Annotated in this window: 38 protein-coding genes and 1 pseudogene; 2 read left to right on the top strand and 37 right to left on the bottom strand. The window is 34.8% G+C overall.

Translation table 11 applies throughout. The annotated features are described in order from the left end of the window. Positions 1-36: 36 nt before the first annotated feature. The 23 genes and pseudogenes from KXD37_RS17500 to KXD37_RS17390 form a co-directional block, all read right to left on the bottom strand. Positions 37-558 carry an HNH endonuclease signature motif containing protein gene (locus KXD37_RS17500; RefSeq protein WP_010331065.1) on the bottom strand — a complete coding sequence of 174 codons (522 nt, stop codon included), beginning with the start codon at positions 556-558 and terminating at the stop codon, positions 37-39. Positions 559-665: 107 nt separating this feature from the next. Next, positions 666-1241: pseudogene (locus tag KXD37_RS17495) on the bottom strand (ribonucleotide-diphosphate reductase subunit beta); the annotation flags it as partial. Positions 1242-1259: 18 nt separating this feature from the next. Beyond that, complete coding sequence (locus tag KXD37_RS17490) at positions 1260-1397, bottom strand: hypothetical protein (RefSeq protein WP_157883195.1); 138 nt, start codon at positions 1395-1397, stop codon at positions 1260-1262. Next, on the bottom strand, positions 1385-3484 hold the full coding sequence (nrdE, locus tag KXD37_RS17485) for a class 1b ribonucleoside-diphosphate reductase subunit alpha (protein ID WP_263463374.1): 2100 nt from the start codon (positions 3482-3484) through the stop codon (positions 1385-1387). Before nrdE ends, KXD37_RS17490 begins: the two co-directional genes overlap by 13 nt. Beyond that, positions 3447-3842: a class Ib ribonucleoside-diphosphate reductase assembly flavoprotein NrdI gene (gene nrdI, locus KXD37_RS17480; RefSeq protein WP_263463373.1), complete on the bottom strand. Its 396-nt coding sequence runs from the start codon at positions 3840-3842 to the stop codon at positions 3447-3449. Before nrdI ends, nrdE begins: the two co-directional genes overlap by 38 nt. Continuing rightward, positions 3842-4189: a hypothetical protein gene (locus tag KXD37_RS17475; RefSeq protein WP_263463372.1), complete on the bottom strand. Its 348-nt coding sequence runs from the start codon at positions 4187-4189 to the stop codon at positions 3842-3844. The genes nrdI and KXD37_RS17475 overlap by 1 nt, the downstream gene beginning before the upstream one ends. Positions 4190-4241: 52 nt before the next feature. Beyond that, positions 4242-4592 (bottom strand): hypothetical protein, encoded by a 351-nt coding sequence (locus KXD37_RS17470; protein ID WP_263463371.1) that lies wholly within the window; start codon positions 4590-4592, stop codon positions 4242-4244. Between the two features lie 31 nt (positions 4593-4623). Continuing rightward, complete coding sequence (locus KXD37_RS17465) at positions 4624-4890, bottom strand: hypothetical protein (RefSeq protein WP_128740416.1); 267 nt, start codon at positions 4888-4890, stop codon at positions 4624-4626. Positions 4891-4906: 16 nt separating this feature from the next. After that, positions 4907-5101: a DUF1653 domain-containing protein gene (locus tag KXD37_RS17460; protein ID WP_263463403.1), complete on the bottom strand. Its 195-nt coding sequence runs from the start codon at positions 5099-5101 to the stop codon at positions 4907-4909. 33 nt (positions 5102-5134) lie between these two features. Continuing rightward, positions 5135-5326: a hypothetical protein gene (locus tag KXD37_RS17455; protein ID WP_041056314.1), complete on the bottom strand. Its 192-nt coding sequence runs from the start codon at positions 5324-5326 to the stop codon at positions 5135-5137. A 57-nt stretch (positions 5327-5383) separates the two neighbouring features. After that, positions 5384-5692: a hypothetical protein gene (locus tag KXD37_RS17450; RefSeq protein WP_263463370.1), complete on the bottom strand. Its 309-nt coding sequence runs from the start codon at positions 5690-5692 to the stop codon at positions 5384-5386. A 37-nt stretch (positions 5693-5729) separates the two neighbouring features. Next, positions 5730-5855, bottom strand: coding sequence for a hypothetical protein (locus KXD37_RS17445; RefSeq protein ID WP_263463369.1), 126 nt, complete (start codon positions 5853-5855; stop codon positions 5730-5732). 13 nt (positions 5856-5868) lie between these two features. Then, entirely contained in the window at positions 5869-6216 is a 348-nt protein-coding gene (locus tag KXD37_RS17440; RefSeq protein WP_263463368.1) for a hypothetical protein, read from the bottom strand. A gap of 14 nt (positions 6217-6230) precedes the next feature. Next, a complete protein-coding gene (locus tag KXD37_RS17435) occupies positions 6231-6584 on the bottom strand; it encodes a hypothetical protein (RefSeq protein ID WP_411910716.1) in 354 nt (117 codons plus the stop codon). A 66-nt stretch (positions 6585-6650) separates the two neighbouring features. Further along, positions 6651-6971: a hypothetical protein gene (locus tag KXD37_RS17430; RefSeq protein ID WP_263463366.1), complete on the bottom strand. Its 321-nt coding sequence runs from the start codon at positions 6969-6971 to the stop codon at positions 6651-6653. Beyond that, positions 6971-7093, bottom strand: a complete 123-nt coding sequence (locus KXD37_RS17425; RefSeq protein WP_263463365.1) for a hypothetical protein — start codon at positions 7091-7093, stop codon at positions 6971-6973. Before KXD37_RS17425 ends, KXD37_RS17430 begins: the two co-directional genes overlap by 1 nt. A 353-nt stretch (positions 7094-7446) precedes the next feature. Next, complete coding sequence (locus tag KXD37_RS17420) at positions 7447-7626, bottom strand: hypothetical protein (RefSeq protein WP_010331050.1); 180 nt, start codon at positions 7624-7626, stop codon at positions 7447-7449. A gap of 34 nt (positions 7627-7660) precedes the next feature. Beyond that, positions 7661-7873: a hypothetical protein gene (locus KXD37_RS17415; protein ID WP_263463364.1), complete on the bottom strand. Its 213-nt coding sequence runs from the start codon at positions 7871-7873 to the stop codon at positions 7661-7663. A gap of 67 nt (positions 7874-7940) precedes the next feature. Continuing rightward, a complete protein-coding gene (locus KXD37_RS17410; RefSeq protein ID WP_106021389.1) occupies positions 7941-8123 on the bottom strand; it encodes a hypothetical protein in 183 nt (60 codons plus the stop codon). Positions 8124-8135: 12 nt separating this feature from the next. Then, positions 8136-8363 (bottom strand): hypothetical protein, encoded by a 228-nt coding sequence (locus KXD37_RS17405; RefSeq protein WP_263463363.1) that lies wholly within the window; start codon positions 8361-8363, stop codon positions 8136-8138. 39 nt (positions 8364-8402) lie between these two features. Then, entirely contained in the window at positions 8403-8768 is a 366-nt protein-coding gene (locus KXD37_RS17400; protein WP_160245161.1) for a hypothetical protein, read from the bottom strand. Positions 8769-8771: 3 nt separating this feature from the next. Beyond that, positions 8772-8990, bottom strand: a complete 219-nt coding sequence (locus KXD37_RS17395; protein ID WP_106021394.1) for a hypothetical protein — start codon at positions 8988-8990, stop codon at positions 8772-8774. Between the two features lie 47 nt (positions 8991-9037). Then, the gene (locus KXD37_RS17390; RefSeq protein ID WP_263463361.1) at positions 9038-9955 is read right to left on the bottom strand and encodes a DNA cytosine methyltransferase; all 918 of its coding nucleotides are present in this window, start codon (positions 9953-9955) and stop codon (positions 9038-9040) included. Between the two features lie 156 nt (positions 9956-10111). Between KXD37_RS17390 and KXD37_RS17385 the strand changes: the two genes are divergently transcribed. After that, complete coding sequence (locus tag KXD37_RS17385; protein ID WP_263463360.1) at positions 10112-10528, top strand: hypothetical protein; 417 nt, start codon at positions 10112-10114, stop codon at positions 10526-10528. 469 nt (positions 10529-10997) lie between these two features. Continuing rightward, positions 10998-11342 carry a hypothetical protein gene (locus KXD37_RS17380; protein ID WP_263463359.1) on the top strand — a complete coding sequence of 115 codons (345 nt, stop codon included), beginning with the start codon at positions 10998-11000 and terminating at the stop codon, positions 11340-11342. A 37-nt stretch (positions 11343-11379) separates the two neighbouring features. On the opposite strand, the gene KXD37_RS17375 is transcribed toward KXD37_RS17380, so the two are convergent. The 14 genes from KXD37_RS17375 to KXD37_RS17310 form a co-directional block, all read right to left on the bottom strand. Beyond that, entirely contained in the window at positions 11380-11877 is a 498-nt protein-coding gene (locus tag KXD37_RS17375; RefSeq protein ID WP_263463358.1) for a deoxynucleoside kinase, read from the bottom strand. Continuing rightward, a complete protein-coding gene (locus tag KXD37_RS17370; RefSeq protein WP_263463357.1) occupies positions 11877-12032 on the bottom strand; it encodes a hypothetical protein in 156 nt (51 codons plus the stop codon). Before KXD37_RS17370 ends, KXD37_RS17375 begins: the two co-directional genes overlap by 1 nt. Continuing rightward, positions 12025-12240, bottom strand: a complete 216-nt coding sequence (locus tag KXD37_RS17365) for a YorP family protein (protein WP_019712328.1) — start codon at positions 12238-12240, stop codon at positions 12025-12027. The genes KXD37_RS17370 and KXD37_RS17365 overlap by 8 nt, the downstream gene beginning before the upstream one ends. A gap of 32 nt (positions 12241-12272) precedes the next feature. After that, complete coding sequence (locus KXD37_RS17360) at positions 12273-12470, bottom strand: hypothetical protein (protein WP_041336515.1); 198 nt, start codon at positions 12468-12470, stop codon at positions 12273-12275. Positions 12471-12506: 36 nt separating this feature from the next. Next, positions 12507-12665 carry a hypothetical protein gene (locus KXD37_RS17355; protein ID WP_033885423.1) on the bottom strand — a complete coding sequence of 53 codons (159 nt, stop codon included), beginning with the start codon at positions 12663-12665 and terminating at the stop codon, positions 12507-12509. Between the two features lie 108 nt (positions 12666-12773). Beyond that, positions 12774-13475 carry a 3D domain-containing protein gene (locus tag KXD37_RS17350; RefSeq protein ID WP_263463402.1) on the bottom strand — a complete coding sequence of 234 codons (702 nt, stop codon included), beginning with the start codon at positions 13473-13475 and terminating at the stop codon, positions 12774-12776. 25 nt (positions 13476-13500) lie between these two features. Beyond that, complete coding sequence (locus KXD37_RS17345) at positions 13501-15792, bottom strand: DNA polymerase (RefSeq protein ID WP_263463356.1); 2292 nt, start codon at positions 15790-15792, stop codon at positions 13501-13503. Between the two features lie 17 nt (positions 15793-15809). Continuing rightward, positions 15810-17504 carry a DHH family phosphoesterase gene (locus tag KXD37_RS17340; protein ID WP_263463355.1) on the bottom strand — a complete coding sequence of 565 codons (1695 nt, stop codon included), beginning with the start codon at positions 17502-17504 and terminating at the stop codon, positions 15810-15812. Positions 17505-17509: 5 nt separating this feature from the next. Continuing rightward, positions 17510-18574 carry a DNA primase gene (locus KXD37_RS17335; RefSeq protein WP_263463354.1) on the bottom strand — a complete coding sequence of 355 codons (1065 nt, stop codon included), beginning with the start codon at positions 18572-18574 and terminating at the stop codon, positions 17510-17512. Between the two features lie 14 nt (positions 18575-18588). Beyond that, entirely contained in the window at positions 18589-20100 is a 1512-nt protein-coding gene (locus KXD37_RS17330; RefSeq protein WP_263463353.1) for a DnaB-like helicase C-terminal domain-containing protein, read from the bottom strand. 10 nt (positions 20101-20110) lie between these two features. Further along, positions 20111-20722 carry a hypothetical protein gene (locus tag KXD37_RS17325; RefSeq protein WP_263463352.1) on the bottom strand — a complete coding sequence of 204 codons (612 nt, stop codon included), beginning with the start codon at positions 20720-20722 and terminating at the stop codon, positions 20111-20113. 45 nt (positions 20723-20767) lie between these two features. After that, positions 20768-21928, bottom strand: a complete 1161-nt coding sequence (locus KXD37_RS17320) for an AAA family ATPase (protein WP_087960913.1) — start codon at positions 21926-21928, stop codon at positions 20768-20770. A gap of 45 nt (positions 21929-21973) precedes the next feature. Continuing rightward, positions 21974-23314 (bottom strand): hypothetical protein, encoded by a 1341-nt coding sequence (locus tag KXD37_RS17315; protein WP_263463351.1) that lies wholly within the window; start codon positions 23312-23314, stop codon positions 21974-21976. Positions 23315-23336: 22 nt separating this feature from the next. Further along, the gene (locus KXD37_RS17310; RefSeq protein WP_263463350.1) at positions 23337-23708 is read right to left on the bottom strand and encodes a hypothetical protein; all 372 of its coding nucleotides are present in this window, start codon (positions 23706-23708) and stop codon (positions 23337-23339) included. Positions 23709-23884 lie beyond the last annotated feature (176 nt).

Below are 23884 nucleotides of genomic sequence, written 5' to 3'. Positions count from 1 at the left end.
AGCTTGCGCCCTACTCGTTTTGCGGAATTTCGCCGCCTATGCGATAGTCGTTGAACGTTCTATGCGATCCCATAAAGTCTTCCATCTTCTTTTATGTCGAATTAGACTAACGTAACGAGGATGAAGGCTGTATTTTTCACCAGCTTCAACATTGTTCATTCCAGCAATCAAATCGTAGATTAAATTTGTTGCCTCCATATTTGTGAGCTTTGACATTGAATTACTTTCTCCAGGTTGTCCTGACATTAATCCAATTTTCATTGCATGTAGAGTGTTTTCTTTAGGTGTAACTATTTCTAAGTTCCGAACGTGGTTGTTTAGTTTATTTCCATCTATGTGGTTTACAAACATTCCTTTTGGTATTTCATGAATAAAATATTTTGCGACTAACCTATGTACTAAAAAGTTCTGTGTTCCTTTTTTCGGATGCGTGTATCCTATCATTTCATAGCCATGTGGAGTAATAAATGTCTTTCTTGGTTTCTTTAATTTTTTTGATATGATAATTCCCGTTTCGGTTATCCACCATGGTGCTTCTTCGACTTCCTTTCTTATCACTTTCACCTCCTTTGGGTTCGCATAGCTTCGCTGCTGATTGTCCTAAAAAGGATTTTCCAGCAATTAGAGAGGTTCACATTTGCCGTTGCCGACAAAAGGGACTATTAAATAATCAGGTTGATGATCTCCCCACTCTGCATGAGCTTACCTTGTCCATAAAAGTAAAGTGGATAATAAAACCCTGAGTAAAAAAGAAAACTCTCCAGAAATACAGATGCAACCATTGCTTTGAATAAGGAAATTTCATCGTTATTCTCAACTGCTTTATAAATTGAAACAATTGTTCTAGCCTTCTTTTGAAGAAATCTATTGTTTTTCACCCATTCGAATACTTCATTGATCTTCTCGGTTGGAGCCAAAGTTAGAAAGATGTTGCTGTACGACTTTGCATGGACAGCGTTCTCCATCATTGCCATAAAGTTCAGCACCGCTTTCCGCTGATGGCCGTCTACGTGTTCAGCCACGATCGGCATTCCTGTATTCCCCTGCTCTGTATCAAGAAGAGTCAATCCGGCCAGTACCTTCATATAAGTGTCCTGCTCGTTTTTTCCGAGATACTTCCATGTGAGAAGATCGCCGTTTAGCGAAATCTCTTCCGGAAGCCAGAATTGCTTAACGTTCTGCGCGTAGAACATTTGCGTAAAATCGTCTTCGTGGCGCGACCAATCGGCCGCCGTGTGGATTGCGTTTGCGTTCGTCAATTATTCGTCCTCCATATCGTCTATATTTTCGCATGCAATATCGCAGTACGTTCCTTTTTCGCTAATGATTACGCACGTCGGGTTATAATCTAAATCCCGACCGCACGTTTTACATACCATATCGCTTAAACAACGCATGATAAGCACCCCTCCTGCGTTGTGTCTTTTGTTCGCGCATAATACAACGTCTTGACGCCTTTGTGATGCGCGTATAAGTCAATCCGGTTCAGATCACGCGTCGTCATCGTATCTTTCAAGAACAGCGTAAAAGAAATGCCTTGGTCGACGTGCTGCTGAATCGTTGCGATCATATCGACGACTTTAAACATATCCATGTCGTACGCTTCTTTGTAGAAGAACCAATTCTGCGGCGATAGCCCCGGCATAGGATAATACGTCTTCGAATTGCCGTACGTACGCTCTTCGATGCGCTCCATAATCGGCATAACACCGGCTGTAGATGATTGGACATAAGAAATGCTTCCGGTAGGTGCAATAGCCAGTCTATACGAATGATACAGACCATATTTCATTACATCCTCTTTAAGCTTCGTCCAATCTTCAATATTAGGAATATGTTGATCTCCAAATAGCTTTTTAACCTTTTCATACTGAGGGCTATAATCATTTGTTACGTACTTTTCGAAATACTCACCTGATTTATAAGTCGAACCATCAAACTTGTAGTATGTCTCTCCTGTTTCTCGTGCAATTTCCATTGAACGCTGCAGAGAGTAGAAGTTAACCATCATAAAGTATGTATTAACAAAATCCTTAGCTTCTTCACTTTCATAAGCAATATTATTTTGAGCTAGAAATCCATGGAGGTTCATCTGCCCTAGACCAATTGATCTCATTAGAGTATTTGCTCTCGCAACTGCTGGAGCATTTAAAATGTTTGTTTTCCTTGTGACAGTTGTCAGTGCGTCAATTGCTATTCTGACTGTTGAAGCAATTGATTGATTACTCATTACATTTACAATGTTCATTGAGCCAAGATTGCAGGAGATATCTAAACCAATTTCATCCTCTTTATCGTAATCCGTATAAACTGATACTTGTGATGATTGGAGGACTTCAGAACACAAATTAGAAAATTTCACTTTTGAAATATGCTCATTTGGATGCACTTTATTTACATTGTCAGCAAACATGATATATGGATAACCAGATTCGCTTCTTAGAATGGCCAATTGCTCTAACAGCTTTCGAGTATTCCCTTTAGCTTTTCTAACCCTAGGGTTTTCAACAAGCTCATCATACATTTCATTAATATCCATCTCATCAAGATACTGCCCATATTCCTTGTATACTGAATGCGGATAGAACATGTAATAATCCTTGTCTTCCCTTGCAAGTTCAATAAATTTATCAGGAACAACTACACCAATAGACAGTGTTTTAACTCTGACATCTTCATCAGCACTTATTTTTTTGGCATCCAGGAAGTCTGTTATGTCTGGATGGAATACACTTAGATAAACTGCTCCTGATCCTTGTCTTTGTCCCATCTGATCTGCATATCTAAAAGCATTATCCAATAGCTTCATAACACCTACGACACCTTTAGTCGCATTCTCTACGTCTTTAATTGCTTCACCTTTGGCTCTTAGTTTGTTTAGATTCAATGCTACTCCTCCACCTAGCTTAGAAAGCTGCATGGAGATATCAATGGCTCTAGAGATAGCATTCAAACTGTCATCCACTTCAAGTAAGAAGCAGCTCACCATTTCGCCTCTTCTCTTACGTCCAGCATTAAGGAAAGTAGGTGTTGCCGGCTGATACTCTTGTTTCATCATAGTATGTACTTCCTCAACTGCTTTCTCGTAATCACCATCAGCACAATATAGAGCTACAATTGAGACACGATCCTCATACCTTTCCAGGATCTTTGTTTTATCGTTTGTCTTCAATGCGTAGTCATTGTAGAACTTAAACGCACTCATAAAAGATGGGAATCTGAATTTGTAACTGTAAGCAATCTTATAAATTGATTTTATCTGTTCAAATGTATATTTGCTTAAGAATTCTTCTTCGTAATAATCATTTTTAATCAAATAATCAAGTTTCTCTTTTAGATCATGGAAAAAGACTGTGTTTTGATTAATGTAATCAACAAAGTAACTATGTACGGCCTCCTTATCCTTTTCGAATTGATACTTCCCATCTTTCTGAATCATGATCTCATTATTGAGCTTGATCCACTTTGGTATTGTGTTTGTCAATAAGTTGTACCTCCTGAATGATCTTCTGTAAGTCTTGTTTCGTTCCACTAAGTTCAAACTTTAATAACAATGGAATGTGGAACTTAGCTGAAATCTTGTCTCCAGCTAAACCATAGTTATCACCCCAAACCTTGTTACCACTAACTGCAACTCCTCTTATTTTATTTTTATTCTTTTTGATAAAATTCAAAGTCCTTTCAGGTACTTCCCCAAAGCCTATCGTATATGTAATATGTATGAACTCTTGAGTGATGATAATATCATCAGTTATTTCAATTGCCTCAATGTCTAACTCTTGTTGCAACGCTTTTACAAACCTTCTTACATTGCCAGTTTTACTCTCATATGTAATGATCACTAATCGTTATATGCCCCTGTAATTAATCTTGTAGTTGCACATTCAGCTTCATTTTCAACATGGTAATATGCTTCAGCTATTTCACTATTAATAGCTCCCATCTCAGCATATCCTTTGGCCATTTGAATCTCATATGGAGATAATTCCTCCAATTCAACAGGGATATAGTTATCCTTTTGGCTTTGCGGGATAACCATTTGATGTCCTTCTAAGTCAGTTGCAATAAGTTCTCCCTTAAATACTGTAAATGACTCACCATTTTGCATATGTATCTTCTTATTTTCTTTTGCTTCTTCCATAGTCACCAGATCATTACGCTTTACGTATAACTGTCTAGCTGCTCCCATTTTACATCTCCTTATTATTTGTTTTTTCAGTTTGAATAAGATAGAAGTTTTATCAAAATTTAAAAAACTTTAAAGGACTATCAATTGTCCTATTTGTTCTTTCAAATTGCTTTAAGAAACTATGTACGCTTCGCATATCTTGATTCGATAGGTTAACAAATTTCACATATTCTGGTTTACCTTGAATTGATATTACTGCCCAACTATGATGTTCATAATGGTTTATATCTGCTGAAATATTAAATTGTTTCATGATAGAATTATTCTCTTCAATGATTTTTTGGTTTAGAGATTCTAAATTTTTCAGCTTAAACTTTAGCCGTTTATTCTCTTCTAGTAATTTCTGCTCAAGAGAATCTATACCTAAGAAAGATATTAATTTGCTTTTAATCCAACTTTTCATTTCATCACTCCTCTTAATTTATTTTTATTCTTTAAAGTAAACTTCCGTCCATAATCAAAACTCTTTCTTCATTACTTTGAAGCTCTTCGAGAACATCAGATATTGGGGACAGCTCTTGATCCTCGGTTACTGTTCGACTGTGTTTTACAGCTGCGTACAACATACCAACTTCTTTGATCTCATCTCTTAAGTTCCCGTCATCATCCGCAATTTCTTCTGTATATAGCTTTATTGCCTTTTCTTTTGTATTTGCTTTTATTAATGCGTAATATGGGTCACGCACCTCAAAGAATTTCATCTTATTACATCATCTCCTAATTGATTTTTGTAAACCTAATTACCTCTTTTCCATCAACAACAACTGTTCCAAAGAACATGTCTTTAGGCCTTGCCCACAGAATGCCATCCATGTCTTCATATGTAACAAGCTTCTCTTCTGTCTCAGTATGAATTACCTCTCCAATAACCTTATATAGACCGCCTTTATAATGTTTAAACCGACAACCGATTACATTGTATGTATCTATTTACTTCACCCCCTTTTAAGCTTCCTCTAAATGAAACAATAAAACATTCTTATAAAAATCTACCTGAATTTCATTCTCTGTATCTTCTCCATTAACACAACACTTAAAAGGAGTGTCCCCATAAAATTCAAGCTGTTCTTGTAGTACCTCAATAACATCGCTAATTTTAGGATTAATTAATTTACCATTGCTCTCATCGTAAGCCATTCCTTCTTCCTCCTTTCTCAATAAAATCATCCTTTTATTCAGTTTCCAAAAGCTCTTTCATTTGGCTTCTCTCCACTCAAAACCGATATTAACGTTTGCTTGTTTAGGTCTGATAACTTCAACCGTGCTACCCCTGTCATATAGTCGACTTTTTAGCTCCTGCATGTTCTTATACAGTCCTATTCCAAAGGTACTCAGACTAATAAGCATGACTTCTTGTGTATCGGTATTAGCTTGATATTCCCTTTCTAGCGCCTTAACTATATACACATCATCCTCATGCATTCTAATAAAATAGCCGTCCTCTATCTCTTTCACCTTCGGCTTATCTGCTTCGTTCTTTCTAATCTTTAAATTTATTGGCATTCTCTTACCCCTTATTTCTTTCTATAAAATAAAACTTTTATATAGACTTATTGTCGGTTTGCAAAATGGTGTCAGCAGGTAAAGTTGTAACTTTCATTTCGCCGACTATTTCACCAGTCGATTTCTTTTTAAAAATAATCTTTGCAGCATTATCATCACTCATCTTCAGTACCTCCTTAGATAAACAATGTGCTAACATACAGAACAATCAATGCAAAAGCTGAATGAAGTAAAGACTTACCGGCTTTCTTGAAAATGTCCTCATCTTTTTCCTGATCTGACCGTTTCACACCTTTGACAAATACATTGAGTAAAACACCGATAACAAATGCATGAGGTAAGGTGACATGGACAATTTGAATGTTGTATGTATCAATTAGCAAAGGGTTTAACACGTAATTTAATCCGTAATAAACAATTAGTGACATAGTCAACGCTTCAACAAAAATAAGTAATCCAACTACAATTAACGAACCTGATCCAATAAAGAAACCGTTCCAAATATCTTTTGTATCCTTATTCAATAAAAGTCTCTCCCTTAATTTTTAGTGATTAGTCTCTTCCACCAGGAAGTTTTGAGATTGTCACTTTGTTCTTTAACAAATTGATTCTCTAGTTTGACACGCTGTTGCCATTCTTCTTCAAGTTTTGCTTGCTCTTGAATCGCCTTTTCAAAACTCTCTTTGTCTTCAATAGTTTTAATGATCTTATCAGTCTGATACGTCCATTCATTATTGGTGTTCCGCTGCCTATCAGTAACAACTACATATTCATTAAAACCAGGGATGTATACTTTGCCCCCAACTTCAATTGGATCTAAGTCAATTATTCCTTCGAAGAAACAGTTGAGTTCGATTTTCTCATATTCAGAAAAACGACCGAGTGCGTCCAATCCATATGATTTATTGATTATCTTGCCTTCAAACTTAGCTTGATGTCTCCCCACTTATTCACCTCCTTAAATGTAGCTCCCCATTTCATATTCTGTTATGATTCCTTGTTCAATAAAATTAGCCATAATTTCTTGCACTTTATCATTAGTAACGTATGCGAATTCAAGTTCCTCTTTTGTGCAAGCTTTCATATAGTATTGATAATCATATGGCTGTAAGTATCTTTCATCTAATACGTCAATTTCACCCTTGAGACTCTTTTTATGTATTGTTAAATTAAAAGTGATGTTAGGTTGAATTGATTTTATGAAGTACCACTTTGATTTCACGTGATCCGTAAAACCAATATCCCTCATTTGTTTATCTTCAAGAATATGAAACTTCATTATCTTCCCTCATTGATGATTTTCTTTAATGCTTTTAGAAGCATGTTCAGTGATTCCTTGTCACCCATTTCATCTCGATTGACCTCAATAAAGTGAACTGCTGATGTTAATTTATCCTTCATTTCAGTTACTCCTTTCACGATAAAAATTGAATTTTATTTAGACTTTACTGTTAGCAACTCCTCATTATTTGTTTTGATTTGTCGTATACTGCGCTTGCCCGGGAAATTATGAACATTTCCTTCTGACTATTTCCCTTCATCTTGTTCATATCACTGTAAGAATAACTCCGAGAAGGAGCGAACAGGCTCCAATCAGGAAAACAGTGATGTAAAATGGCATGCCTTCTTTAAAGTTCTTATTCTCAACTAAACATGCAAGGCCATTGCCTAAAAACGTTGAACCGAATAAGATTAGACCCAGTATTAAAAATGAAATTTCATTCACCCCGATTCTTTCAGGTTTATTTCCTTATTTATAGATCCACTAACAACAGCCCGTCTAACCCATATACCTTGTCTCTATCAGTTAACTTTCCGTTCTTTCTCATTGTCTGCAGTGCGTTTTCTGCTTGTTTACGGTTTGAGTAAATATGTGGGTGATATCCGTAAAGATATTTCCCTTCACTTTTTGCAGCAATTACGAACATGTTCACTCATCATCTCTCCATTCTCGATAAAAGGAATATTTTATTCACTTATTTTGTATTTGTTGTTTAGCCTTAAATATTCTAATGTCTTTTTAACGCTTAAATTGCTGCATTCCTTCTTCACTTTCTCGGAATAACCCTTTGCACAACCTTCACAACAATTGAAGTCTACATAAGTTTTATCATCGCTGATTCTAAGACAAATTGTTTTTCCGTTTATGTACTCTTTACAGATGTCACATATATGATTCATTAACACTCTCCTTCGCCTTTAATGTAAATTAATTATATACATATTATTTGTATTTGTCTATCGGTTTTTAAATAATTTCTTTAATATTTTTCAGCTTTGCAAAAACAGACATTATATCTTTATCACACCGCTCCCAAACACGCTTTTCTTCAGGCCTTAAAGTGTTTTCTAAGTAAATATAAAGCTTATCCAATACTCCTTCAGCAGCATCTATATCATCAATTACAAGATCTCTAACAATATCCTTAATGATACCCTCTCCCTATGAAAATATGGTTATGGCTTTTCCATTGTCATTTTTTATGTATGGAGAATATTTTCGCTCTAGATAATTCCTTGCTGTTCCTTCTCCCAGACTTACATTATAAATATCCCTTACCTCATGTACTTTGTATGCTTGTTCTTTTGCTTGTTCAGGTGATAGCGCCTCAATAACTAGAGACGCATTTTCACCTTTGCTGTCTTTACACCTTACATAATACTTTTTCAATAAACATCCCTTTATCCTTTCGTTTTTTCTTGAAACAATTTAATGAATCAAGCCTCGATATGTATTTGGTTTAATATTGTGTAGATCGATTAGGTTAGTTAACCGCTCGATTTCCTTACTCATCGCATAACATTGATCAACATAAAATTTTTTTGGCATAATCACAAACTGGCCATCTTTAAATCCTTCCGCACCGGCTTCTTGCATAGCTGCTGGAAAGATATCAATTAGACTCCCTTTATTAAAGCTCTCAATATACTCATCTACTGAAATATTGTGCAAAACCTTAGCTAATACTCCACTGGTCTTTTCATCATTATGTACGTAAATGCTTTGTGTATGTGGTTCAATAACTACAAAATCAAGAGCGTTTACCAAGTCAATTTTTTCTTGATCAGTTAGCATATTTCACTCTCCTTTTAAATACGACTTGAAAAACTCACTTAAGTTATCAGCCATAGCTGCAGCAACTTCAGAAAAGTATTTATGTCTTTTCTCCTCTGATTTCAAAAACTCAACTGTCGTTTCTGCAATTTCTTTAATCCTGTCTTCTTTGATATTCCCATTCCTAACACGCTCTTTAATCTCCTCTGCCTCTCTTTTTAAGGACTCTGGGTAACTTTCCAATCGATACACTCCTCTTATTTTACATTTGTATAAAAGACAAATTTTATTTAAATTGCTGCTTCTGTATGTACACCCATTATTTCTGTAAAATCAGCATAGCTTAAAATATGAGCTATTACATCAACTGTCCATCCGTCCCCAAGCATGTTGTATCTATGACCGTCTGCAACACCTCCTGTATAACCTTCAGGTACAGTTTGCAGTCTCTCATATTCAAGAGGAGTAAGCTTTCTAACTCTATCATTATGTATAACTTTCTTTTGCTTATGACCTCCTCTACATGCTGTTAAGGTCGGAGCTTTAAAATGAGGACTGTATACCCTTTGTAAAATATCATAGTTGTATAAATCAAGCCTTGCAGCTATTCGCTTATGTAGCCCATAAAAATCATAATTAAGATTGTAATAATATTTTTCATCAACATTTTCCTCAAGAATATCTGCTAAGACCTGGTGCCTTTCATTAGGTTGTTTAACGTTTGGAATGTTAGTCCAGTAATATCTTCTTCTTTCCTGTGCAGAAAGTAGTCCACTGTCAATCATTATTGGTTCAACGCCTAAGTTTTTAGTAATCGTTTCTTTGTCCTTCTCTTTCATACTCTCAACATTTTCATATAGAAAATACTTAGGCTTAACTGTTTTTAATACCCTCACATACTCAAAGAACAATTTTGATTTATCCCCTGCCAATCCTGTAAAATGCTCTTCACGATCCGCTACAGTTATAGAGAGGTTCTGACATGGACTCCCGCCTAACAAAAGATCAATTTTATTTAATCTTTTTAATTTATGTTCGTCTAATTCTAAAATATCGCCTAGTTGAACTGTGGAAGGATAGTTCCTTTGTGTTACAGTGATGCTCGATTTTTCGATTTCACTGGCATAATATCTATAATCAGTAATGCCAATTTTATTTAGCGCAATTTGTCCGCAGCTCATTCCGTCAAATAAACTTAGTACTCTCACTAAATCACTCCATATATTTTATTTTTATTCTGAATAAAATTGATCTTTTATATAGTTCCAAAGCATATTTTACAGATATTTCTACTCATTTACATTTTTATCCTTCAGTTCTATACTGAATTTGTAATACATATTTTTACAAGGGAGACGGTAATTATGAAAACAAAAATTTTAGCCACTAGTCTTTTAGCAATAACTATGGTAAGTGCATCATTTACTGGTGCAAGTGCAGCAACTTTAAATGAAAACAAAGTAAGTGAAGATGCACCATTTAGTATTAAGAGAACGACAATTTATAATAGCGTTCCTAGCTGGTACCAAGGTTCTGCCTCCGCAAAAATTGATGGTGTTTATGATGAAACTAAATTTCTTCTTACTAATTACAGCTCTAAATCAGTAAACTATAAGATTACCAAAGGCTCAACAGATATGAAATCGGGTACTATTGCTGGTAATGATTCGGTAACTTTCAACCTTAAAAAGCCATTGTTTAATAGTAGTGATTACATTGTTGAACTATATACTAACGATTCTTCTAACAGAAGTGTTGGTATTAAGGCAGTTGGTTTGTAAGTTTGTAATAAAGCGCCTTTATAGGCGTTTTTTTATGTGAAATTATAAATCGTCATATAAATTGTACTACTTCTAGCTATTTGGTATTTAAATCAACAAGGTGAGGCAATGAAACTTGAACCATCTTCCATTTTCAATAAAGAATACAATGATGAAGCGACTTTTTGTCATGATGTTAATAAGCTCAAAACAAACTTTAGTACAAGCGCTTTAAGTCTTTTGCTATTCCGGGCAGACTTTTGCGAATCTAACTCTTACATTGAGTACTCTGATCTACTTGAAGTACATCCGTTCCCTAGTAAAGTAAGAGAAAACTTGAATGAGCTATTAGAAAATGAATACGTAATTGTTATCCATAAGATTTAATCCAAGGTTATTTAACTCAGTTTCACAAACACTTCACACATTTCAAATATTTAACATGCTAGACTATAGTTGTATCACAATCAAAACCTGGGAGGTAATTCTTATGAAAAAGCTTTACAAAGGATTGATTGTTTCTGCTTTATCCCTTACAACACTAGCTCTCCCTGCATTCACATCACAAGCTTCTGCTCTTGAACCTATTAAATCTAACCAAGTTGTACAACAAGGAGATCCTATAGCTACAGTTGACTACCATATGCTAAGGAATTCTAATGTCTCCCTGTTAAAAGGTTACACCCGATGGGAAATAGTATCTGGAAGCAACCTCATTAGCATTAGTTCCAGTGGTGTTGTTTCTTCTCATTCAACATTAGGTACAGCGGTGGTTTACGCTTATGACATAAACGACAATTATGTTATTTATAAAATTACAGTAGAAGCACGTTAGTTTACTGAGGAGTGTTAGTTCACTCCTTCCTTTTTGTTCACTCAAATAATTGAATCAAATCCTCTACGATCTCATCGCTGCTCCATTGTCCTGTATCCCATGAATATGTATGTAATCCAGCATTGATCATAACTTCTCTGTACAAGTCTAAAATTGAATTGATATCATTTCCCTCTATATACTCATCTCCACGTACACTCAACCTTTTCTTAATAACGCTTGGATCAGCGTGTAAGTATACAACCTTCGCTTTTGCTTTAATTTTATCCTCAATAAATCTAAGCTGTCGCTCTGTAAGGATAGAGTAGTCTTTGAATTTCTTTGCATATACCAAGTTAGAATAAACAAACCTGTCAATAATCACGTTGTCTTCGTCAGCTAATTTGTTGAAGTGCTCAAATAATTTCTCATTCCCGCTTGTGGCCAACTCAAAGCTTGAACCTTTGATAATTGGGTACTTCAGTTCTTTGCTTAGCTTTGCTGCAACTGTTGATTTAAAGCAGCAATCAGGCCCCTCCAATATAATCAATGTCATTAATCCTCCACCTTTCTTATTTTATGAAATCCAACAACCTGGTAAGTGCCATCTGGATACTTTACTTCTATCTGGTTGTATCGATAATCAATTTTCGCAACAGCTCCAATCTCATCTGTAAAATCAACAATTACCTTTTGACCTTTTTTAAACATAAGTTAAACCTCCCTTTAGTGGTGTTAATTCATGTTCTTTAAAGTAAGTAATGTCACCTGTTTCATCGCTAACTGCATAGTCATATGTAGCTGAATGTAAATGCTCGATAATCTTTCCTTTTCTCCCCACATGATGTGGGCATCCATATCGTGCATTATTGTTAATTTCTACAGCTAGCCCAACAGGATAACTCCAGTATTTAGGCAATTTAATACCACCTCCCCTCAATAAAAAACCTCTTAATCTTCTGTTACTATTCTAGAAACCTGTTTTTCATTAAACCCAAGGGACGACAAGAACCTCTTAAAATCATCTAACAACAATCCAGGGATTTCCCCTTTATGTTCTTCAATAATCGACGGTTTATAAGTCTTATTTAATTTGGTTACCTGTCCATATTCGTCTGTGAATGACATTTCAATTTGAATACACTTCAATTATCTCACCCTATTTTTTAATTTTGTCTTGAAATTTTAACTGCTTGTTGCCATAACAACATCATCAAAACTCCTTTCATCATAAGTTCCATCATAATAACAAAGTTCCACTGTCTTTGTTTCAGGGTAGATGGCTTCAATAACCCCGCACTCCCCAGTTGATTTGACCCTAGCCTCTTTATCTAAAATGAACATCCTCTTCACTCTCTCTATGTAATAGTTTTCCTTGGGATATATTTCATGTTATGTATTGCATCGAACGAATTGTTGAAATGTTTATACCTTTCTGTCATTTGGAACGATTTACCAGCTTACTCTTACATTTTTACGACCAAATGCATTTGCTTCTTGCTCACTGTCCATCAGAATATCTATACGATTATTTTTAATATCTCCTCCTGTATCTATTGCATATGCTTGAAAGCTATTCCCTTCATATGAAACTTGAACTAATGAATACAAAGGAATTATTTCTGGATCAACAGCGATTATTCTTTTTCCATTGTAATAGGATGTGTTTGATACATCATAGCCGGTTCTTGTTTTCCCTATGCACCCTGTAGAACAAAACGCTGTGTAAGCAGTGGCAACAACTTCATGACTCTTCATTGCCTTTGAAGCTGATTTATCTTCACTTCTCTTTTTATTGGTTTTTTGCACTTTTTTTGTTTTTGTATGTTTTGCTGCTTTTTTATTTTCTTCTGTTAGATATGTAATCGTCGCATTAAGATACTTTTTTCTACTTTCAGCCTGCTTTTCTTCCTCACTCTTTAGCCTGGGAAGGATTCTTGAAACGTCAATTTCATGAATAAGTTTTTTCCTCACCTCTTTTTTATTTAGATAAAATGACTCTTTTATTGAGACTTGATTGTCTTGATGTGTATACAAGTTTTTAGCGCTATATACGAGCCCTACTCCTAACAAACCAATTGTAGCAAAAAGTGTCATTTCATTAATTCTATGATATACATATTTTTTATGTTTGTCTATAAGTTTTTTGAAAATTTTCATCTCTCCTAGCTATTTCAATTTACGCTGCTTTAATTTGGACTTCTTTTTTATCAGCCCATGTAGTTTCTGTAATCTCTAAATCCACTACTACAGGCACTTGCATCCACTCAACGTCTTCCATAATTCGTTTAATATGAGGAAAAATCCATTCCTCACCCTTGTACACTAAAAACTGCAATTCATCATGAATATTAGCTAAGGGAAGAGTTTTACAATTGTTTTCTCTTAAAAATTCCCCAATCCTAATAACATATCCTTTTAACATATCTGCGCATGAGCCTTGTACAAGATAGTTCCCTACTTTGTATGCTTTATCAGTATTTGAAAGGAAATAAACTCTCCCATACATATTTGTTGCATAGCTATTCTTTTGTACTTTAGCTGCAACTTGTTTCTGATAATAAGATACCTCTGGAAAGGTATTTGACCAACCTGAGACAAGGGCATTAGCAATTTCCATTGAGACTTCAAGTGCTTCCGATGCTTTTTTAGCACCGCCTCCATAGTTTCGCATGAAGTTAAACATCTTTCCTATGTATCTCCAGAACTTTTTAAAAGATTTTTCATCAACTGAAGATTCTTTTTCATGTTCGTATTGCTTATACTTGTCTACACATTTAAATGCCAATGCCATTAATGTATTATGTGATGTTTCGCTATGGACATCAGTGGGAGTCCAGCTCTCTCCGTTTTCAAGAAGCCAAACTGAAGTTCCGTCTTCTTTCTTTTCATACCACCTTGCTCTTTCTTCTTTCGTATCAAAACGAAACTCTTCACCAGTTATGTAATGAGTACATTTAAAAGGCATATATGCTCGGCATAGGTTTAAATCAGGCTTCTTCAACAGAACTGTATAGTTTGCCTGTGCTCTTAACTCTATTTGTGATAAATCAAAGTATGCAATTTTGTTGTAATTTCCTCCTTCAACTATAAATGCTCGCCTCGGAGAGAAAATTTCATATTCAATCGGTGCCTTACCTTCTCCATTTTCTTTCTCGAAGAGCTCTCCTTCCTCTGTTAGAATTCTTTCTTTAGGGAATTGCTGCGCATCTGATCCCAGCCTTCCAGACACAGTGTTAAACTGCCCATACTGAGTATAAAAATGATTATCATATTGCGCCACTTCAATAATCCTTGAGATATAAGTCGATTGCCACTTTTCAAGTCGTCTAAGTCTTGTAATTAATTGGGATACACGATCATCTTTGTGTTTTTTAAGAAAAGATTTATCAGTTGTTTCTGGTCTCTCTCCAAGCTTTTTCTCAAAGTAATCAGCAATTACTGTCCCTTGAGAAACGGTGAAATATTCTCCAACACTTCCCCATAGTTCTTCATACAGTTTTTGAATTTCGTCCTCACATTTTTTAAAGCAGCTGTGCAGATAAGGCATATCTACTTTCATACCAACACGTTCCATTTTTAATAATTCGATTATCAGTTTATTTTCTTGTTCAAGAATGGCTTTTTGTTTTCTTTTTAATACTGTAGGGTAAGTAAATTCAACTAACTCTAATGTATAGATACCATCACTATGGACATATTCCATCATTATATCTCGGTCTACTTCAGAGTAATCTGCAAAAGGATTTTCTTCCATCCATTTAAAATAAACATTTTCAATTTCTTCAGGCACCTTCAGCCACCGTTGCTTTTTTTCTTTTGTAAAGTAGTCCATTTCGTTTCGCTTTTTTACTTTGTACGCTTCTTTAATTTTTCCAAGTCCCCATCCTTTATAGGGCTTTAATAATTCTTTTAATATATTTCGCTTAGCATCATTTATTTTTCGTAGTTCTTTCTTTACTTCCTTCTCAAACTCGCCAGCCTTAGGATCAATATACTTTTCTGATACTTTTTTAAGCCCTAAAACATCTCCACCATCTCGTGCAGATACAGCGTCAAAGGAAAACCTACAAAGGCCCATTGTATCTGTAATATTTTTCAACCCGTAAACAACTTTTTCAGAAATACCGCCGTTTATTAACATGTGCAAATCGTATTTCACATTGTGACCAACAGTCATTACACACTTTTTTGTTAGGGCAATTACTTGTAAAAGAATTTCGGCTTTAGAGTCAAAAGCAAATACCCTTCCTTTAATTTCATCTGTTCTTTTTTCTTTTGGGAGCATCCATCCAAAAACCCACATAAACGGTTTGTCTTTAATGATATGTAAACCTGTAGTCTCTGAGTCAAGAACACAGAGTTTCGGCTCATCTTTATGAAATAGTGTATTTATCTCATCAAAGTCATTTACCCAATGTTTTACGTATAGTTTTGTTATATCCGTTTCTAACTTTGGTTTTATAATCACGGCATCACCTCATCCCGTTAAAATAAGAAGCTATCTGTTACTTCGATATCCACTATCTCTACTGCAGGAGCTGATTTATTTTCATATTTATTAACCTTACATTTACCAACAACGTCTAAATAAAATGTTTCGTCTCCATTATCAAACAATTCATCAAAATCGCCTTTATAGTACGGTTTAGTCAATTTGTATTCTCCAACATTAATAACAAACGTTGATGTTCTGTTTTTGTATACTCTTACATCAGTATTATTTATTTGTATACCTTCAATTGCTATTAGGGGTTCTTCAACTGTTGATCCCCAGTCGTCCCTATATTTATGTATAGATTTAATTAAAGTAGCATCCATGTCTGCAGCGGGGATAATGAAGTCTACTTCATAAACATCTTCTAATAAAACATCTGCTTCAATAATGCTGTTTAATTGAGTACTCAAGTTTTCAAAGTATTCAGCTTCTATTTCAAAACCAAATGCATTTGCATGCCCTTCGCAAAAGTTAAAAAGGCCTGTTTCAGTAAGTAATTGTTTAAAGTCTTTAATTCCACTTTTTTCATATCCCCTTGCAGACCCTCCAAATTTCCCTTCCTTTGTTTTCCTGCCTAACAATACTGGTCTCTTAAACTTCTTAGCTAATTGGGTAGCTACAAGCCCTGTAAATGAGGATTTTAATTCATCGGAAACATCTAAAACTATTACTTTATCATTCGTTTTATTTTCTTTGATAAGCTGCTCAATTAATGCATTAACTGGTTTTTCAAGTGATTTTTTCTGCCTATTCTTCGTATTTGCAATTCTTCTGGCAACTGACTTTACTATGGGCTCGTATATTTTCTTCCTCGGATAATAAACAGATTCTTGACTGCCTAATAATGCCTTCATCATATCTGTCTTTTCCTCCATTGTTGCGTAGCGTATAGCTGCATTTATGAATGGAACAATAGAGAATGCCGTAAAATGTATATTTATATTTCCTTCTAAGAAAAATGATTGTCTACCCACGATTTCTTTTATCAGCGGGTTTTTAATTTGCTTTAAGCCCTTCTTTACATAATAGCGTGTTTCTGGTTCCCGTAAGTCAATTACATCGCCAATATTCCCAATTGCAACTAAATCTAAGAAGCTGTCAGCCAAGTCTAAACCAAGTTTGTCATCTAAAGCTTTACAAAATTTATAAACAATACCCACACCCGAAAGTCTTTTGTTCTGATACTCATTTGAGAGCTGATTATTTATAATGATTGCAGCATTTGATTCTTTTTCACATTCATGGTGATCAAGTACTAACGTATCTATTCCCCGCTCTTTTAGCTCTCGGTGTAACTCATATTGGTTACTTCCTGCATCTGGAATAATCAACAAATGCGTATCTTCTGGTATTGTTTCCAATGAGGCCCCATGATCTTTTTTATCATGAAGCCTCCATTTTACTTTAGTACCAGGAAAGGCTTGATTTAGGTAATTAATTAGGATTGCGCTTGATAGATACCCATCACAATCAGAATCAACTTGGATAAATATATTGTTCTTTAATTCAATATGTTTCAATAAACAATTAATGCCCTTATCCATATTATTTAATAGGGAATAATGATTTATAACTGATGAATTTAAATTAAAGAACGTATCAGCATTAATATCTCTATTCTTTATTATTGTATAAATAGGATTTTTATAATGATTCTCCCCTATAAGTTTATAAATCAACAGCATCCATCCTATCTATTTATTTTAAATTTGTTTTCGTATAAGGAAGTCCAAACATCGTATCCTTTATCTGTAGGCGAATCTTTATCAGATAAAAGGTTGTCCTTGTCATAAATTCCGTAACGTAATCTGCCTGTAAGCCTGGATACCTCATTAACAATGAATTTGGCATCTTTGTCTTTGTCATATGCAAATACAAATTTAATCCCAATTCCTAAATTTTTAAGTATCCTTATTTGCTCATCAGACATACTGTCTCCTTCAATCGAAATACAGTTTTTAACCCCCCATTGAGTTAAATACCAGGTGGTTTTGCCACCTTCGACCACTATTGCTTCTTTCAGTCTCTTAATGTGAGGGAGAGCTCTATGTAAATTATAAAATTCAATTGACTTATTACAGGGCTGTATATAGAGATACTTATATTTATCATTAACCACTGGGTCATTTCCAATATATCGCCCTTTAACACCAATTAATTGACCACTCTTATTATGTACCGGAAAAGTTACGCGTTCAGATCTTACATCAATTCCTACACCAAAAAGCTTTTGTGTCCTAAGTGACAATCCTTCATTATACCATCCTAAATACGGAATATTTCCGTACTGATCCAAAACACTTTCGGGCAATATTTCGTTCTCATCGGTTATTCCATCTTCCTTATTACGATTTTTCTGAAGCTTGTGCAGCCATCTATTCGGTTGTGGTTTTTCTTTTTCTTTTGTTAATTTATAAAATCCATCTATGTACTCTAAATAATTTAGTTTATTGCATAACCAAAATTTGCTCTTTGAAAGGCATGCTTTTTTATCATCTTCAGATTTAGCTTCATAAAGTATGTAGGATATGACATCAAATATTGATCCTGATATTCCCTTGCTTCTGATATTTGAAGTTAAAGAGGGTGTGTTTTTGACTTGAACACTTCGTTCATTATCACCGTCAGGAAGTCCAGCAACAAACAACTTACCTCCTTGTTCGGTGCTAATTCCCCAACATCCAAGAGCTTCTAAAACATCTTGTATTTTTTCTTCCTTATAAATTCTTTCCCTAATGGTTTGTAGATCGGACATTAATCGCCACCTTCTTAGAATGATCCTCCTATTCTTGGAACCTTCACATATGCAACTTCTTCGAACGAGTTAATACTGTAATTCACTTCATATATAATCTGCTCTTCTTCACTTCCGAAACGGTTCTTTGCTAGAAAAAGAACTAAGTATGTTTTCTTAGGATCTAACTTATACTCTTCTTCATACCAGTTTCCTAATCCATCTTTTTTATAGTTGTACGGTTTTAACTCGTATTTACTTTTAGAACCAGTGTATTCATCTGCAAAAAGCAATCTGCCCATCATTACAACGGCAGCTACCTCGTTGATTTCCATACTCTTACCTGTTGAGTCCAGATCCAAAAACCTTGTTTCCTTACCTAACTTCAGCTGCACAGTAGCTAACGTTCCAACATTTTGATTATCTTCTTTTATTAAATCGTGCAATTCTTGTGCTGAATTTGAAAAGGCTTCCCACCGAGCCATATCTTTTTGTGATCTATCAGGTTTAAAAGTATCGATTATAAGCTTGTTGTATCCTTTGGGTCTATATAACTCTACACGACTGAGGATATCCTCTACACGATACTTCTTTAACTCCAGTGTTTTAATTAATCCTTGTCCTCGTTCCCATGCCCAGTCTTTTGCTGCATTTAATTTATTTAACATCTCTTGTTTAAAATTACCTTCGTATAATTTTTCTCTGTTAATTGGTTTCTTTAATACCTTAGATGAAATTGTCGCAAGTAGTAGCGAACGCCATTTCTTTACACTTTCTTCGTTTATAGCTAAAATCGCCTTCTCCTGGTTTTCAAAAAGACTTAAAATGAACTTTTCCATTGCAATTGAACTTTTCCCAACACCGGAGGATAGGACTAAATAATAAAGAGAACCGTCTTTCCAACCTTTAATTTTCCTATTTAATCGAGGTGAATCATGCAATGGTGATCCCATAGACTCCCCCGAATCTAAATCCTCAATTGTTTCATCTAGCCCATCCACAAGGTCATGTTCAATTACATCACCAGAATTAATGTGAGCAAAGGTTTCTTTATGTTTATACTGCATATACAGTTGTAATTGTTTTAAAGTCATTGTAGTCAGTTTATAGATTAACTCGCAGTTCGTAATATCAATTAGTGAGGCCTGCTGCAGTTTTCTTAAACTCTCATACTTTTGAATTTCATTAAAATGGTATTCCTCATTATGGCTGTCTTTTTTGCATTCGTTCATTAACTCTTCTATTGATTCAAAACCACCAAAGTCATTATAAGCGTCGATATAACTTTTTTTATTTTTTTCTTTGGGTCTAGATACTAGAAATGAATATACTGTTTTATCATCAAAGTCTCTAATACCATTTTCAAACATTTGAGACCCTACTGTGTAATAGAAGTACCAAATGGACTCTGTGAACGTCTCACTTGAGACTTTATGGGTTCTGTATCTTTGATAAAGCATTGGATTTGACCATAAATAACCTACAAATAGAGCTTCATGAATATGTGAGGGCTCAACAAATTCTTCTATATATTTTTGTTTTGTCATTGCTTACTCCCTATAATAAACTTGAAATATCTAATTCATCCTTCTTGCTTTTATTCCTTTTAACCTCAAGATCAATTTCATCCTGAAGTTGAATTTGTTTTTTTATAACGCTTGTACGAATTGAGTCTTGCTGTGCTAAGCGTCTGTTCCTTTCTTTTACTTCACTTATGTTACTAACTATAATACTCAAGAAATACGCAAATTCGTGCCAAGATGATTCGAACTGTTTGTAATCCCTTGCTTTATGTAATTGCTGTTCTGAATACTTATAGGTGTCTAAAATGTCTCTAAACGGAACTCCTTTTTTATATCTTTTAACTTTTTGACTTTGATATTTAACCGTTCCATTTCTTAGATCCTGTAACCTTTCAATCATTCTCTTACTTAATCCCTCTAGTCTATGTAGATCTTTAAGGTATAGGTAGAGTTCATCAAATTCATTTGCTTCTTTTTCTTTAAACGCTTTATCCTTCTCATATTGAACATAACACTTATCGTGAAAATATTTCCTTATGTACTTTTCAGTGCCGTTTTTATTGTATTTCCCAGTTGGTTTTGCTTCACAGAGCATTCCTTTTTTTACACCTTTAGACCCGCACCACTGGCATTTAACTTCCCTCATATCCGCTCTCCTTTTATAAACTAAGGGGAGAAAAACTCCCCTTTATTAAACTGCATTAAGTACAGATTTAGTGATTATTAAAGCTTCTTTAAGATCTTCTACCGAATTAAGTTGTTTATAATTCTTTTGCCCATCAAACTTTGTTGCATAGGCATCAGCTAGCTGGCGTTTCACTGCAGGTGGTTGGTCAGACACTAAAGACGTGATCTCGTCTAAATACGTCTGAGGATCATTTGCAGCTTTTTCAGCTGCTTCTTGGACTTTTTCCTCTCTGAGTTGTTCTTCCTCTTTTTTTATCTCATGTACAGTTCGATTAGTCTTTTTGATTTGACCAAGCACCGCATTCTCGAATGTCTTTAAAAAGTTTTCTGCACTATATTCAACTTTTTCAGGTAGTTCAGTATAACGTCCGCCTGCAATTTCAACATACTCAGATGGTCTAAAGTACATCATAACTTTTGTGTCATGGAAGTTACTTGCCTTATCACGTCCTTTTTTATCTTTAATGTTATCTTCTAGTTCATTGCCTTGTTTATCTAATACAGAAACTTCATTATGTAAGCAGCAGATTAGACTTGCCTGTGATTCAAAAACTTTTCTTCCAGAGTTGGGCATCATTAATTGAACGGAATTATATTTCATTCCATCATATAGGGTGGTTTCTTTTTCTTTTGTCCAGGCCAGAAACATCAGTCCGTAGCCTGCATTTTTTAATGTGTCAAAAGGCTTTTTTAGTTCTTCATAAAGAGCTGTCCATCCGTTTTCTTTGCCGTTAGTTGACTCAGAAATATCTTGAAGTGACTCAAAAGTTTTCCCATAGCGTTTATTTCTATCGTACAGAATCCAAGCTGTACAAGCATCGATCGCTCTATCTGCTGTATCTACTCCAATAAGCTTAACGATTCTCCCTGTCTTTGCCTCTTGAACTAATTCCGGGACAACTGTTTTTTTAAAGTAATCCCACACTTTCCAAAGGTTTTTATCTGTTCCTTCATCATGGAGAGGAACGATGTTGTCTAGCTGCCATGTCTCGTACCCGTCCTCAAAAGACAATAATAAAGCTTCTTCGGGGTTTGAATAGTGTAATTCAGTTACCTCTTTCCAAAGACGTGTCTTACCTGTCTTATATCCTCCTGCTACTAGTGTCATGATCGATTGTAGTTCAACCTTTGGCGTGTTATTTTTAATTTTCTTACGGAAACTCATTCAATCTCTCCTTATAATTTAATTATTATTAAGTCGCAACTTATCTTAGAAAGGCAGGTCATCGTCGTCTACAGTTACTTCAGCGAAAGGATCTTCAATAGGTTTTTTCTCATTAGAAATCTCTTCCTCCGATAAGAATTCGCTCTTCCATGTACCGACAATGTATCTCAATACTTCTAGACCCTTTCGAGTTCCAGTTGAGACTGTCTCAAAAGAAGCAACTTTTTCCCCTACATCTTCAAAAGGATTCTCTTCCTCTGATTCTGCAACTTCGACTTGTGTAAATTGTGCTCTATTATTGTCTATCCCTTCAACAACCAGAAAATCGCCTCTCTTTAAACCAACAAATGCATCTGCAAAAGGTTTTTTGCCTTCTTCTGGTTCTTTATAATAAACAATAAGCTCAACATCTTTTGGAACACTTTTTTCTTTTCCATGATCAAGATAAACACCATTTACCTTTGTATCCTTTGTTTCTTCGTCTTGGTATGTACTCTTAATCCCTAGCTGCATTTCAAATTTGTTATGTTCTTTAAAATCTTCAGAAGCAAAGTCTCTTACATAAGGTACATAATTGTATTTGCCATCTGCTTCTACTACTCTAACTTCACTTTGAATGTTATTCGACACCTTAATCTTATCCGTTTCAACAACATCATCAGTGTAACTTACTTTAAAACGTTTCCCCTCACCATCGTCAGTAATTTTGGTGATGAATAAATCTCCACCATCCGGGTTTAACCAACCCACCTTAACTTTTGCAACACCTTCTTTTGCTTTTCCACTACCGAGCCAGATTCCATCTTCCTCTGAGTCGTACACTTTAAATTGATCCCCATCTTTCACACCTTTAATTTCAACTTCTCCATTTTTCAATGGATAAACTCTTTTAATAATTCGTTTCACTAATTTGATTTCTTCTCCGTTGTTGTTTTCAAAAGAATCAAATTCGTACTGGCCTTGAACTTCTACCCACATACCTGGCTTCACGATTTTAGCTAATTGTTCAGTTGCATCCCATTCTGGCGTAATGACATGATATGTTTCATCAGGTAATTTAGTCTTATCGTTTCGGTCAGCCCATGGAAGTGGAACTGTTTTTTTATGTACAGAACTATAAGCATAAACTAAATCTCGTTCCATGCCAGAAAGCTCTACTTTTAATTCATTATAAGGTGCAGTTTCGATATTAAACTGAAGCACCCTTCTGTTTTTCTTTGTTTGTGTAACAGTTGTTTCGAAAATTTCAGCATCATACCAACTGTCTGTTTCTGGATCTTTTTTTCTAACAGGTTTAACTAAACCAACAAACCTAAAATTGTTTGTGAATTCTTTCCCCCCGTGTTTTTTATTAATTTTAATATCATCTTTTTTCTTATATGCCATATACAATTATCATCCTCTATTTTTATTTTTGTCTATTTTGATTTTTCTTTGAATATGTAATTTTACTAAACTTGCAGTCTTTGATTCCAAGTTCTTTACTAAGTTCTATGTACCTTCTTTTTGGGAACTTCCAATCATTTTGGTCAGAAAAGCATCCTGACTTATTTACAATTTCAAATACCTGCTTTTTTCTGTTAACTTTGATTAGCATGTTTCCGTAAGCATACTCTGTGTAGAATAAACGTTTTTTAACTCGCTCAGGATGAGTTTCTTTGACAAGTAAGACATTCCTTATCATCTTTAACAGTGCCTGATCAGGGGTAATGGTCTTGTTGTCTTTAACGTTTTCTCTGTAATAGTTAAATGCTTTCTCTGTTATCCCAAGTACCTCCAAGTAATTCGCCTCCTTCCCTTTAACTTGAGTTTATTATATACATATTTTTTATATTTGTCTACGTGTTTTATAAACTTTTTATATTTTTTATTTTTGTGTTTCATTCGCAATCATTCTAATTCGAATAAAATTATCATTTTATTGGGTTATAAGGTCATAGAGCCACCTAATGGCAG

The organism is Bacillus sp. XT-2, from assembly GCF_025696525.1.
In the GTDB taxonomy this organism is placed as follows: Bacteria; Bacillota; Bacilli; order Bacillales; family Bacillaceae; genus Bacillus; species Bacillus halotolerans.
Note: the sequence above shows the minus strand (reverse complement) of the source record. Positions and strands in the feature narration are given on the sequence as shown.

Bases quoted from the DNA above. Each gene is read 5' to 3' on its own strand.
- KXD37_RS17490 (WP_157883195.1), bottom strand. From the start codon at position 1,397: ATGCGTTGTTTAAGCGATATGGTATGTAAAACGTGCGGTCGGGATTTA.
- KXD37_RS17475 (WP_263463372.1), bottom strand. From the start codon at position 4,189: ATGGGAGCAGCTAGACAGTTATACGTAAAGCGTAATGATCTGGTGACT.
- KXD37_RS17470 (WP_263463371.1), bottom strand. From the start codon at position 4,592: ATGAAAAGTTGGATTAAAAGCAAATTAATATCTTTCTTAGGTATAGAT.
- KXD37_RS17465 (WP_128740416.1), bottom strand. From the start codon at position 4,890: ATGAAATTCTTTGAGGTGCGTGACCCATATTACGCATTAATAAAAGCA.
- KXD37_RS17455 (WP_041056314.1), bottom strand. From the start codon at position 5,326: ATGGCTTACGATGAGAGCAATGGTAAATTAATTAATCCTAAAATTAGC.
- KXD37_RS17450 (WP_263463370.1), bottom strand. From the start codon at position 5,692: ATGCCAATAAATTTAAAGATTAGAAAGAACGAAGCAGATAAGCCGAAG.
- KXD37_RS17445 (WP_263463369.1), bottom strand. From the start codon at position 5,855: ATGAGTGATGATAATGCTGCAAAGATTATTTTTAAAAAGAAATCGACT.
- KXD37_RS17430 (WP_263463366.1), bottom strand. From the start codon at position 6,971: ATGAAGTTTCATATTCTTGAAGATAAACAAATGAGGGATATTGGTTTT.
- KXD37_RS17425 (WP_263463365.1), bottom strand. From the start codon at position 7,093: ATGAAGGATAAATTAACATCAGCAGTTCACTTTATTGAGGTCAATCGA.
- KXD37_RS17415 (WP_263463364.1), bottom strand. From the start codon at position 7,873: ATGAATCATATATGTGACATCTGTAAAGAGTACATAAACGGAAAAACA.
- KXD37_RS17400 (WP_160245161.1), bottom strand. From the start codon at position 8,768: ATGCTAACTGATCAAGAAAAAATTGACTTGGTAAACGCTCTTGATTTT.
- KXD37_RS17385 (WP_263463360.1), top strand. From the start codon at position 10,112: ATGAAAACAAAAATTTTAGCCACTAGTCTTTTAGCAATAACTATGGTA.
- KXD37_RS17380 (WP_263463359.1), top strand. From the start codon at position 10,998: ATGAAAAAGCTTTACAAAGGATTGATTGTTTCTGCTTTATCCCTTACA.
- KXD37_RS17375 (WP_263463358.1), bottom strand. From the start codon at position 11,877: ATGACATTGATTATATTGGAGGGGCCTGATTGCTGCTTTAAATCAACA.
- KXD37_RS17370 (WP_263463357.1), bottom strand. From the start codon at position 12,032: ATGTTTAAAAAAGGTCAAAAGGTAATTGTTGATTTTACAGATGAGATT.
- KXD37_RS17355 (WP_033885423.1), bottom strand. From the start codon at position 12,665: ATGTTCATTTTAGATAAAGAGGCTAGGGTCAAATCAACTGGGGAGTGC.
- KXD37_RS17340 (WP_263463355.1), bottom strand. From the start codon at position 17,504: ATGCTGTTGATTTATAAACTTATAGGGGAGAATCATTATAAAAATCCT.
- KXD37_RS17335 (WP_263463354.1), bottom strand. From the start codon at position 18,574: ATGTCCGATCTACAAACCATTAGGGAAAGAATTTATAAGGAAGAAAAA.
- KXD37_RS17330 (WP_263463353.1), bottom strand. From the start codon at position 20,100: ATGACAAAACAAAAATATATAGAAGAATTTGTTGAGCCCTCACATATT.
- KXD37_RS17325 (WP_263463352.1), bottom strand. From the start codon at position 20,722: ATGAGGGAAGTTAAATGCCAGTGGTGCGGGTCTAAAGGTGTAAAAAAA.
- KXD37_RS17320 (WP_087960913.1), bottom strand. From the start codon at position 21,928: ATGAGTTTCCGTAAGAAAATTAAAAATAACACGCCAAAGGTTGAACTA.
- KXD37_RS17315 (WP_263463351.1), bottom strand. From the start codon at position 23,314: ATGGCATATAAGAAAAAAGATGATATTAAAATTAATAAAAAACACGGG.